This is a genomic window from Streptomyces sp. SID5464, assembly GCF_009862985.1.
Lineage (GTDB): Bacteria > Actinomycetota > Actinomycetes > Streptomycetales > Streptomycetaceae > Streptomyces > Streptomyces chartreusis_D.
This window is the reverse complement of the sequence record NZ_WWIQ01000073.1, coordinates 171,380-182,060: the sequence shown is the minus strand read 5'-3', so window position 1 is coordinate 182,060 and position 10,681 is coordinate 171,380. Positions and strand designations below refer to the sequence as shown.

Annotated in this window: 12 protein-coding genes; 5 read left to right on the top strand and 7 right to left on the bottom strand. The window is 68.9% G+C overall.

The features are described 5' to 3' along the window. Positions 1-336: 336 nt before the first annotated feature. The 3 genes from GTY47_RS35730 to GTY47_RS35720 are packed head-to-tail and all read right to left on the bottom strand — an operon-like array spanning position 337 to position 3,397. Positions 337-609 carry a hypothetical protein gene (locus tag GTY47_RS35730; protein ID WP_010040448.1) on the bottom strand — a complete coding sequence of 91 codons (273 nt, stop codon included), beginning with the start codon at positions 607-609 and terminating at the stop codon, positions 337-339. Positions 610-637: 28 nt separating this feature from the next. Further along, on the bottom strand, positions 638-1,348 hold the full coding sequence (locus GTY47_RS35725) for a PspA/IM30 family protein (protein ID WP_010040446.1): 711 nt from the start codon (positions 1,346-1,348) through the stop codon (positions 638-640). A 45-nt stretch (positions 1,349-1,393) separates the two neighbouring features. Then, entirely contained in the window at positions 1,394-3,397 is a 2,004-nt protein-coding gene (locus GTY47_RS35720) for a TPM domain-containing protein (RefSeq protein ID WP_010040444.1), read from the bottom strand. Between the two features lie 837 nt (positions 3,398-4,234). Here GTY47_RS35720 and GTY47_RS35715 point away from each other — a divergent pair. The 4 genes from GTY47_RS35715 (at position 4,235) to GTY47_RS35700 (ending at position 7,124) form a co-directional block, all read left to right on the top strand. Further along, a complete protein-coding gene (locus tag GTY47_RS35715) occupies positions 4,235-4,582 on the top strand; it encodes a WGxxGxxG family protein (RefSeq protein ID WP_010040442.1) in 348 nt (115 codons plus the stop codon). 19 nt (positions 4,583-4,601) lie between these two features. Further along, the gene (locus GTY47_RS35710; protein ID WP_040903282.1) at positions 4,602-4,874 is read left to right on the top strand and encodes a hypothetical protein; all 273 of its coding nucleotides are present in this window, start codon (positions 4,602-4,604) and stop codon (positions 4,872-4,874) included. 398 nt (positions 4,875-5,272) lie between these two features. Next, positions 5,273-5,794 carry a hypothetical protein gene (locus GTY47_RS35705; protein WP_010040440.1) on the top strand — a complete coding sequence of 174 codons (522 nt, stop codon included), beginning with the start codon at positions 5,273-5,275 and terminating at the stop codon, positions 5,792-5,794. Between the two features lie 331 nt (positions 5,795-6,125). Continuing rightward, entirely contained in the window at positions 6,126-7,124 is a 999-nt protein-coding gene (locus GTY47_RS35700; RefSeq protein ID WP_173937350.1) for a YihY/virulence factor BrkB family protein, read from the top strand. A gap of 222 nt (positions 7,125-7,346) precedes the next feature. Here the strand turns inward: GTY47_RS35700 and GTY47_RS40520 are convergent, their stop codons facing one another. After that, complete coding sequence (locus GTY47_RS40520; protein WP_010040436.1) at positions 7,347-7,493, bottom strand: hypothetical protein; 147 nt, start codon at positions 7,491-7,493, stop codon at positions 7,347-7,349. Between the two features lie 415 nt (positions 7,494-7,908). Between GTY47_RS40520 and GTY47_RS35695 the strand changes: the two genes are divergently transcribed. Continuing rightward, positions 7,909-8,535, top strand: coding sequence for a hypothetical protein (locus GTY47_RS35695; RefSeq protein ID WP_010040434.1), 627 nt, complete (start codon positions 7,909-7,911; stop codon positions 8,533-8,535). Between the two features lie 2 nt (positions 8,536-8,537). On the opposite strand, the gene GTY47_RS35690 is transcribed toward GTY47_RS35695, so the two are convergent. From GTY47_RS35690 to GTY47_RS35680, 3 genes are read right to left on the bottom strand one after another with little or no spacing between them, the layout of a single operon-like run. Further along, positions 8,538-9,251 carry a DUF3618 domain-containing protein gene (locus GTY47_RS35690; RefSeq protein WP_010040431.1) on the bottom strand — a complete coding sequence of 238 codons (714 nt, stop codon included), beginning with the start codon at positions 9,249-9,251 and terminating at the stop codon, positions 8,538-8,540. Further along, entirely contained in the window at positions 9,227-9,643 is a 417-nt protein-coding gene (locus tag GTY47_RS35685) for a phage holin family protein (RefSeq protein WP_029181210.1), read from the bottom strand. The genes GTY47_RS35690 and GTY47_RS35685 overlap by 25 nt, the downstream gene beginning before the upstream one ends. A 1-nt stretch (position 9,644) precedes the next feature. Then, a complete protein-coding gene (locus tag GTY47_RS35680; RefSeq protein WP_010040429.1) occupies positions 9,645-10,232 on the bottom strand; it encodes a hypothetical protein in 588 nt (195 codons plus the stop codon). Between the last annotated feature and the right edge of the window lie 449 nt (positions 10,233-10,681).

The window sequence follows — 10,681 nt, the reverse complement described above, 5'->3', positions numbered from 1 at the left end:
AGCGTCTGCCTGCGCAGCCGCGTTGGTGCCCCGCGCGGGCCAGGCGCGCGAGGCAGGTCTCCCGCGCCTGGCCCGCCGACGCGGCCTTCACGGTACGAGGCCGTAAGGCCGTTGTGCGTTCTCCCACTGTGTGCGCGGGGCTGTCGTGGAGTGCCTGGGATGTGGGGTCCGCCGGGCCATGCCGCGTCCTGTATGCAGGCTCGATGTTGGCACTCCTGTTCGAACGGCGAGCCTCCGGGGTGACAGGCCCCGGAGGCTTCAGGCTCCACTCTCCGGGGCCTGCTCGGTGAGCGGGTGCCTGCGGAGTGGAGGAGGGGGATGGTGGGCTGCTCGGTGTCAGTTGCCGGAGGGTGTGACGCCGAACATGAGGGTGTGGCGGGGGACGTCGTACTGGACGGTCTGGTTGTGTTCCAGCAGGTCCTTCAGGACGTCGGCGTCGTCGGCGTCGACCGTGAGGACTTCTTCGCCGGCGCCTTCGTCCAGGACCAGCTGCAGCGTGAAGGTGCCGCGCCGGCCTGGTTCTTGGGCTGCTACCCAGCTGAACTGGTAGTGGTTGACCTGGCGTACTTTGATGCTGGCGTCGGTGAAGGGCTGCTCGACCTGCGTCATGATGGTCCGTTCCTTTCGTGGACGGGTGTTATGCGGCCTTGAGGGCTGCCAGGCGTGATTCGATCTCTGTGGCGTCGCCGAGTCCTTCGAGCTGTTCGAACTGCGAATCCAGGGAGGAGGCGGCGAGTTCTTCCTTGCCCATGGCCCGGGCCTCTTCGCGGCGCACCTTGTTCTCGAACCGGCTGATTTCGCTGGTGGGATCGAGTACGTCGATGCTTTTGACGGCGTCCAGCATGCGGTTCTGGGCCTCGGCGGACTTCGCCCGTGCGACGAGCTGGTCGCGCTTGCCTTGCAGTTCTCCGAGCTTGAGCTGCATCTGGTCCAGGCCCGTTTTGAGTTTGTCCACGACGGCCGTGTGGGAGGCGATGGTCGGCTCGGCCGACGTGGCCTCTCTCTCGGACTGGAGCTGCCTGCTCAGGGCGACCTTGGCCAGGGTGTCGAACCGGTCGGCTTCCGCGGGGTGCCCGGCGGCTCGCAGTTCGTCTGCCTTCTTGCTGGCTGCGAGTGCTTTGCGGCCCCACTCGGTGGCGGCGTCCTTGTCCTCCCTGTAGTCCTGTTCCATCAGGCGCAGGTTGCCGATGGTGGCGGCTACCGCCTGCTCCGCCTCGGCGATGTTGTTGGTGTAGTCGCGGATCAGCTGGTCCAGCATCAGCTGAGGGTCCTCCGCCTGGTCGATGAGGGCGTTGATGTTGGCCCGCGCCAGCTGTGCGACCCGTCCCAGGATGGTCTGCTTGGTCATGGCACCTCTCCAATTGAGTACTGCTGCGGAAGGCATTGGGCGGTGTCAGAGGTGGCCGCCGCCCATCCGGCCGCGTGTTGCGCCGCCCCCGAAGCTGGCGGGGCCGCCGTAGCCGCCGCCGAACACACCGCCGAGCAGGATGCCGCCGAGCATCGCGCCCGCCAGTCCGCTGCCGGTGGTTGAGACCGCATACACACCGGGCTCCGTGGCAGCACCGAATCCCGCTACGTCCTCCTGTGCCAGGAGCAGGGCGTCTTGCGCCAGTGTGTCGGCCTGCTGCGCCTCCGTGAGGGCCTGGTGCGGATCGGCTCTGACGCCCTGGCCGGAAAGCGCCTGGGCCTGCTGGAGCCTGCGTTGCGCCTCTGCGAGCCGGGTGCGGGCCTGGCTGCCGACGGCGCCCCTGTTGGTGATGATGTAGTCCACGGCTGCCCCGACGCTGGATTGCGCGCTGAGCATCGCCCGCTCGAGCAGTGCCCGGGCACGGCGTGTGCCCTGCTCGCTCTCCTGGGCTCCCATGAGTGCCTCGTCGAGTCCGGCATCGGCCTCCTCTACCCGGCGCAGCGCGTCGATGGGGTCGTACCGGCCGCTGTCCATGGCCATGCGCACCTCGGTTGCGACGGTTTCGGCGCGTGCGATCCGCCCCTGCAGGGCGGCGGTCGGAAGCTCGTTGGCTCCCTGCAGCACGCCACGTGCCTCTGCCAAATCCGCGTTCGTCTCGGTCAGTGCGCCTGGCAGCGCGCCGGCTGCGTCCGCGAGTTCCTGCGCCCGCCGTTCGACGGCGTCGAGCAACCGGCCGGCCTGGGCGACTGCCGCTTCCGCGGCGCGGACCCGGATCGCGGCTGCGCCGTTGTCGTCGTGTTCCACCGCCTGGCGCGCCTGCTCAAGGCTGTCGTGCGCGAATGCAAGGCGGCTGTCCGCCTGCTCGAGGTCGGTGCCGACCGGTTCGGTGGCCGAAGCGGCGTACCGCTCACGCATGGCATCCAGGGCGGACCGTGCACCAGCCAGCCGGCCGCTGGTGGTGTCGAAAGCGGCCTGAGCCGCGGCCAAGGCCTGGGGTGCGTTGCGTTCGAACGCACGCAAGCGGTCGAAGTCGTCGGCCTTTTCATCCAGCAGGCGATTGGCCCTGGCGCAGCGCGCCAGTATCTCCTGGACCATCTGCAGCCGGGTCACATCGTCCTCGGGGTAGGCGTCGTCGAGTTGCTGGCGCAGCCGGAACGCCGCGGTCAGCTCCTGCTTCGCCGTTTCCACGGCTTCGGTGAAGGGCCGGGTCGCCTCGTCGCCGAACTGCGCGGCGGCGAAGCCCAGCTCCTCCTGACTGGTGCGCACCGCGTTGTCGGTCTGCACCAGAGCCTGGCGCGCCCGGGCGTCGAGATCCGCCAGCGAATCCGGGTGCGGTCCGCCCCACGTTTCCTCGCCGTCTCGCGGCACCGCTGCCTTGCGCACCCTGCGTCTGAACAGGGCGTACGCGAACAGGGCCAGCGCAGCCGGCAGCAGAAGGAAGAAGAGCCAGCCGCCCTGGGCGACGCCTGCCCCTTCACCGCGGCCCGGGTCGTCCTCTCCGGGCGTGACGGCCACCGCGGGCACGGGCTGGCCCGAGAGCACCGCGCCGTACCCCCGTGCCGCACCGATCGCCGCTCCCGCCCAGTCGTTCTGCCGCAGCGCCGGCGCGACCGCCGTCGCATCAACCTCAGCCAGCCCCTGCCGGGTCAGCGGTGAGCTCGCGTCCACGTAGGCATACTGCCGGTCGCCGGTGGCGACAGACAGCAGCGCAGCGTCGGCGCCGAGCTCATTTCGTGAGGCCGTCTGGTTCGCCCACTGCTGCGGGGGCCGGCCGGAGAAGTCGTCCACGTACACCACGAACAGCTGCAGCTGGTGTTCGTCGACAAGCCGGGCCAGCGCCCGGGCGACTTCGGGTTCCCGGCTGCCGAGGGCCCCGACCCGGTCCGTGATCTGCCCTTCGCGGGCCAGGTCGACCGGGGCGTCGGCGAAGGCGGCGCTCGCCGAAGACAGGGTCCAACACCCCGCCGCCAGCACCACCGCCAGGAACATCCGCACTAGCTTGTGCATTACGGGATTCGATGCTCTGCGCCCTTGAACCCTTCGGTGGCCGGACCCTGCGGCGGGCGAGGGCGTTCGGTCAACTGCCCAGCAGCGCTCGCCAACACCGCACCGGAAGGCGGAACCACCGACCAGCGGGGTGCGCCCGCCAAGACTGCACGGGAGCCGCGCCATCGTGGGTCTGCTTTCTTGCGGCCCGAGTGGAGGGTATTGCCTGCAGCGCATGGGCATCACTCGCCTGACTCGCTCAACGCTCTGTGCCGTTGAAGGCGCGGCGACCACCCCGTGGGGTCCGGGAAGGGCGCCGGCCGCTATGCGTAGACCGAACGGCGCGAGCGCCTTGGCCGTGCCGCCTGCGGCACTTCCAACCGGTCACCTGACGGCCGCGAACGCCAGGGGCAGGGCTCAGCACAGGCCGCCGATCCTGTTCTCGCCGCTGCGCTGCCCATCGCCGTCCCCTCTCGTAGCGGCACGCCAGCCGCGTACCCGCCCCCTGCGTGGTGATTCATCCAGAAGGTGTCATTTGTCTATTCTGCTCGGTCGCGGTCGCGGTCGCGGTCGCGGTCGCGGCCGGGCGTCCGTGCTGCCCGCTCCCGGGCCGCTGCTGCTGAAGCCGGTGCGGGCTCGATGCCGGGCGCGGTGAGCGCAGCTGAGGCGCGCCTTACCGGTCCAGCGTGCCGCCGCCCTGAAGGTCTGACGTGCCGTCGATCCGGCCGTTCGGCTTTCAACTGGGCCTGCCGGTCGCCTGGAAGGCGGTGTGCACGTTGAACATGAAACAAGCGAAATCGGGCGTATCTGGCATATCTGTGGTTACTGGAGATAGGCGACATGCTGACGTTGCCGCTGCGACTGCTGCGATACGCGACGGAGGCAGTACAGGAGGAAACCGCTATGCGTAGAGCTGCCAGGACGGTACTCATCGCGCTTGTGCTCGCTCTCGGACCGGCGGGAGCGGCGTTCAGCCAGAGCGCTGCCGAACAGGCGAGCCCGCCGGCCGCCAGCGCGACGATACAGGCGCAGGACAACCAGAACGAGGACGACGACGACGCGGGCCTGTGGGGTCTCTTCGGCCTCCTTGGTCTGGCCGGCCTGATTCCGTGGCGCAAGAACCGTGACCGCGATCGCCACGGGTACCAGGAATCCACCCGTTCCACCGGCCGCTCCACCGGCATGTGAGGCGGAGGGCGGCGCCATGATGGTCAAGAAGATGCACGAGATGGGCATCCGCAGCGAGCACGCCTACACGGCTGCTTTCGCCTCCATCGGCCTGACTGTCGCCGCCTGGATGGCCTCCCTCCAGGCGGAACCCGGAACCGGGCTTGCCCGCGCCGACCGGTGGGGCATCTTTGTGGGTGAGTGGGCCCCCACCTTCTTCGGGCTGGGTCTCGCGCTGTCCCACTATGAACAGCACGACGGCACTCTCACCGCGAGCGTCCAGGAAATCAGGCAACACCGGGAGGCTGGCTAGAGCCCTGGCGGCGACGCCGCAGCCTGGCGGTGCCCTGTCCGCAGCGGGCACCGTCACCGCCCTGCCTGGCGAGCGAGGGCTTGGCCGGCCTCGCGGGCGTTGAGCTGGTGATGCTGGGGCAGCGTGCAGTCGAGCCCACCTCCTTGTTGCGCGGTCCCGGTTGCGTCAAGGGCGGCCTCCCCGTCGGACCGGCGCCTGAGGCGGTTGTCGCCCTGGGTTCGGGTGAAAGCTGCTCATGCCCCGGCGCGGGCGGTGTGTGCCCTGCTCGGCGGCCGCGCTGACTGGACTGATTCGGCTGCACCGCCCATCTGATCAAACCCTCCTTGGGGCGCCTGTGTTAGATGATTCTTGCCGGGGCATTACTCATGGTGCCTGACTGATTACAAGGAGGTGTCGGCGTGGAGCCGATCCAGCTGGGCTGGCCGCTGGCCCTGGACCACCGCCGGGATACCCCGTCCTGGAGTGAGCCGGCCGGTACATCGCACCCGCTCCTGGACGGCACCGGCGTGGGCCGCTGCCTCACACAGGCGGTCAACATCTGCGGCCGGCCCAGCGACGAGCGACCACCCTGCCAGCAGAGGACGTCGAGCCGGCCTCCCATTGACGCCACCACGATTCGGCAGGCGTACGACACGGCCATGTGGTACCCGCCAGCCGAAGAAGCAGACAGGATGCTGCTCGCCGACCAGCTGCTCGGTCACATGGAACATCTTCTGCCCGAGCTTGCCGCGCTCGTGCCCCGCATGCAGGGCGCGAAGCAAGGGATCGCCCAGCGCGTCATCACAACCACCACTGAGATGCTCAAGACCAATGGTGTCAGCCTGCATGAGCTCGGAACGCTGTGCCGGGCATTGCTCACGCTGGTGAAGCATCCTGGGCCGCTGCGCGACGCCGACCGCAGCGCGACGACCGGACCGTGAGGTCCCACAGCACGACGGCCGCCACCGTGGACCGGGCAGCGCTCCTGGCGCTCATCGCCGCGCGGCTCGCCGAAGGCGTGATCAGGCGGCGCCGCGTCAGGCAAGAGGCCATAGGTGCCCCGAGCCGGACCGTGCGGTACCGCCGCGGGCAGCAGGCCCCTTGCCCTTGCTCCGAGCCGCTTTCCAGCAACCCTCTCTGTTCTGCGAGGTGCGGCTGGCTGTTCGGCGCTCGAGATCCGGCTGCTGAAACGCAGACACGCAGGCAACCAGAACCTGCAAGGTCACAGACCCGTTGCGGCTGCCGTCACCGCTTCTGGCCGGCTGGAGGCCGCTGGTGAGCGAGCAGCAGTACGGGCCTGGTGAGCAGGTGGAGGCGGCGGCGCCCGATTCACCGGTCGGACTGCCTAAGCAGTCGTGGGGCAAGGTGTTCAAGGGCACGCTGCGGGAGTTCAAGGACGATGAACTGGCCGACCGCGCTGCGGCACTGACGTACTACGGCGTCCTGTCGCTGTTTCCGGCGTTGCTGGTGTTGGTCTCCCTGCTGGGCATCACCGGCAAGGCGGCCAGCGACACGGTGCTGGACAATCTCAGGCAGCTCACTCCCGGCTCGGCCCGGGACATCGTCACCAGGGCTGTTCAGCAGCTCCAGGGCAACGCTGATATCGGTTCGGTCATGGCCTTCGCCGGTATCGTGCTGGCGGTGTGGTCGGCCTCCGGTTATGTGGCGGCGTTCATCCGCACCTCCAACGCTGTCTATGACATGCCCGAAGGCCGTCCGGTGTGGAAGACTCTGCCCCTGCGTATCGCGCTGACGGTCGTGCTGATGGTGTTGGCAATGATCAGCGCGCTGGTCGTGGTCTTCACCGGTGGGCTGGCTCGCCAGGCCGGGCAGGCTTTCGGTCTCGGGGACACGGCGCTGACGGTGTGGTCGGTCGCCAAGTGGCCCGTCCTGGTCGTCCTGGTCACTCTCATGATCGCCATCCTGTACTGGGCGAGCCCGAACGCCGACGTAAAGGGCTTCCGGTGGATCACCCCGGGCAGTTTCCTGGCCCTGGTCATCTGGATGATCGCCTCCGCCGGGTTCGCGTTGTATGTCGCGAACTTCGCGTCCTACAACAAGACCTACGGCACGATGGCCGGCGTCATCGTCTTCCTCATCTGGCTGTGGGTCACCAACCTTGCGATCCTTTTGGGCCTGGAGTTCGATGCCGAGACCGTACGCCAGCGGGCCGTCGCCGGCGGCTACCCCCCCGATGCCGAGCCGTACACACAGCCCCGCGACACCAGGAAGTGGGACGAGGAAGACCGGCGCCGCATGGACGGCGCCTGACCGAACGGCATGCCACGGCCCTCGAAAGCGGGCCATGACGGCATGCGCGAACACCGGGCCCGATGGCCCGAGGAAACGGTGCATCCGCTGCCCGCTGAGCGTCCTCACGCCCCCGTACTCGAGTCCCGCGGCGTGGCGCGGTACCGTCCGGCGGCGTCACCGCGGTTTTGCAGGCGCGCACGTTGTGCAGCCCGACCAACCCCCAACGTAGCCGCAGCGCTGTCAGAGCGAGCGCGCCTCAATGCCGTCGGTTGCCGGTTTCACCTCATCTGCCGCTGGCGGGCGGGGGAAAAGGTGTTCTTCCAACGCGTCCATGGCAAAAAGCAACGCCATCATGAGGACGGGTACAAGCAGAGCGAGCAGGATCACAGGACCTCCCGGGGAGGTCGGCCTGTGGAGCCAACGGTGCTTCAAGGCTGGTCCCGAACGCCGCAATGCGCATGTCGTGCGCGGTAGCCCAGCTTGTGTTAGCGCGTTGGCGGCGCGAGAGACCCTGGTCTGTCCTGCCTGTTTTCTCGCCGCCTGAGCCGAGACGGCGGCTGACTGGTCAGCGGGTCCCAGCGGCTGCCGCCAGGCCAGCCAGAACAGGGTCGCGCGGTGGTGCCCGAAGGTTTTGCCAGCAACTACCGACAGCTACTGCCCTCTGCTCATCAACTGCATGTTGCGACAGCTGCTTCCCAGGCCCGTTCGCCGGGCCGAAGGTGCGCACTGTGTCGGCAAGGGTGACAGTGGACGCGGTGCGATGTGTTGCCGGACTTACTGCCCACCGAAGGGAAGCCGAGAGATGCCGGAACGCAATACCGTCCTGCGCAGCCTGCACGACCTGGGGCTGGCCGCATGGTTCGGTGGTTCTCTGATGGGTGCAGTCGGCCTCAACGGCGCGGCGCGTGCCGAAGGAGGAGCGCAGCCGACGCGCGAGAGAATCGCCAGCTCCGGTTGGGCGAAGTGGGCCCCGGTGAGCGCGGCGGCCGTAGGCGCCCATCTGGTCGGCAGCAGTGGCCTGCTCGCGGCGAACGCGGCGCGTGTTGCCGGCCAGCAGGGGGTGGCCGCCTCCACCGCGGCGAAAACCGCTCTGACCGCAGTCGCGCTTGCGGCCACCGCGTACACCCGGATGCTGGGCAAGAAGATCGAGCTGGCGTCCTCCAGTGACCCGCAAGACACAGAAAAGGCGGCGGAGCACCCCGTCGACACGGACAAGGCACAGCGGCAACTCGCCTTTCTGCAATGGGCAGTCCCGGCGCTGACAGGCGGCCTACTCGTCCTCAATGCGCTGCACGGAGAGCAGCAGCGTCCCGAGGAGCAGGCCCGGGGAATCTGGCAGCGAGCCATGAGCCGGACACCCCACATGGCCCACATGCCCTCCATGCACGTGCCGTCCGTGCCCGACTGGCGCTGGATGCAGCAGCACTGACATCAGAGCGTGTCGCGGCCCTGCCCACGGCTCTTCTCGGCGACCTGCCGCCCCGACTCGCCGGCCTGCTCAGCCACTCGCCCCGCTTGGCCGCGGGCCTCCTCGCCCGTGGTCCTCGCGGCCTCCGTAGCGCTGTCCTTCACCTCCTGCACCGCCTGCTGAGCGGCCCCAGTGGCGTCTTCCTTGAGCTGCTGTGCGGACTCCACGGTCGCCTGCCTGACCGGCTCGAGCGCTGGGCCGGCCTGCTCGGTGATGCGGGAGGCCGCCTGCTCCTCGGCCTGCGAGGCTGGAATGAGAGATGCGGTCAGCAGCCCGGCGCCGAAGGCGATCAGCCCTGCGGCCAGCGGGTTGCCCTGGGTCTGCCGCGCCGCCTGCTCCGGTGCCTGGCGCACCGCTTCGCCGGCCTCCCCGGCTACCTCACGGGCGGTGTCGGTCGCCTGCCCGGCCACCTCGCGTGCCTTGCCCGTCGCCTGACCGGCGCCCTCCCGTACCGACTGCGCCGCCTGCTGCGTGCGGTCCCTGGTTTGCCCTGCCGTCTCCGCGGCGCTTCCCATGACCCGGGTGCGAAGCCCCGACACCGCGCCGCGGACCCGGTTTGTGCGGCGGCGTACCACACGGCGGGGACTGGCACGGTCGGCCAGCCGGTCCACGTCCTCGGACAGCCTCTCCCGGGTCGCCTCAATGCCGGCCCTTACCTGGTCGGGTGACGTGCCCATCGCGCATCCTCCTTCAACGTCTCCATGGTCTGCTCCGGCTTGGGCGCGACCTCCCGCATCCGCGAGCGGCCCATCACGTACAGCACAGCGCTGATCACCGCCCACACTCCAGCGATGATCAGCGCGGCCCAGCCGGTGTCCATCACGTTGGCCAGACCGAACATGGCCGCCAGCGACAGGAACAGAACCACCATGTAGCCGGCGAACCCGGCCCCGCCGTACATCCCGGCTGCCTTGCCGGCCTTGGAGGCCTCCTCGCGAATCTCGGCCTTGGCCAGCTCCGCCTCCTGCCGGAACAACTCCTGCACATCCGAGGTCACCGTCGACAGCAGCTCACCGACCGACGGGTCCGGCCCCCGAGGCCCCGGCGACTGCGGCGAAACCGATGCCATCTCACACCCCCGGATAACTCGGGACATCAGGCCGCACGGCCTCCTCCGGCACGCCGACCATGCCTTCCTCACCATCCGGTACCGGCTGCTGCTGCGACGGCTGGCCCGTCGTACCCGCCTTGGCCAGCCGACCGACGACGACTCCGGCCAACGTGGCCGCACTCAGGAACACACCCGGCCGACGGCGCGCGAACCCCTGCAGATCCTCCATCAGACCCCCCACACCGTTGTTCTCCAGGTAGTCCGCCGCGCGGTGACCTTTGAGGGCGGCCTTGGTCACCAAAGAGCGGGCCGGGGAGTCGCCGGACGCCTTCTGCGCCATACCGCCCAGGTCGTCAGCCCACTGCCGCAGCGTCCCAGCGGCTCGCCGCGCCTGCTCCTCGGTCTCCTCCGTTACCCGGCCCCGCAGGTCACGTACCACCGTGCCGGCCTGCTCCCGGGCCTCCTCTGCCACCGTGCGGGCCTGCTCCACAGCAGTAGCGGTCACCTCACCAGCCGCCTGCTGGGCCTGATCGGCCGTGGCCGAGGCCTGTTCCTTCGCTGTCTGTCCGGTCTGCCGGACACGACCGCTCTGCACTGCGTCACTCATGGGCCACTCCCTTGCTCCTCGCTGTGGAATGCCGCCCCGGCTCGGCGCGAGCACGATGAGGACGCCTGAAAGCCGCCGGACCTGGCGGGCAGCAGGAACCCCTGCTTCTAGGGTCACTCGAACGGATGCACCCCGCATCTTCAGATCACGCTCACATCCTGCGCTGTCGTCCGCGTGCATCTGAAGATCACAAACGCACGTATGTACGCGCTGCAGGCGGTCATGGCAGGAAGCGGGGGACACCAGTCCGAGCGCCACCAGCCTCTCGCCACTCGGGCGTCGTCGTGCGGTGTGCCCAACGAACGACCCTTGCACAGTCCGCTTCAAGCTACGTGGATGGTGAGTTGGGCGAGGAAGAAAGCGACGAGCAGGATGCCAGCTCCCAAGGGGGGGAGACGAATGCCGAGTGACTGCCTGACTGTAAGAGCTCCTAACGGAATGCGGGATGA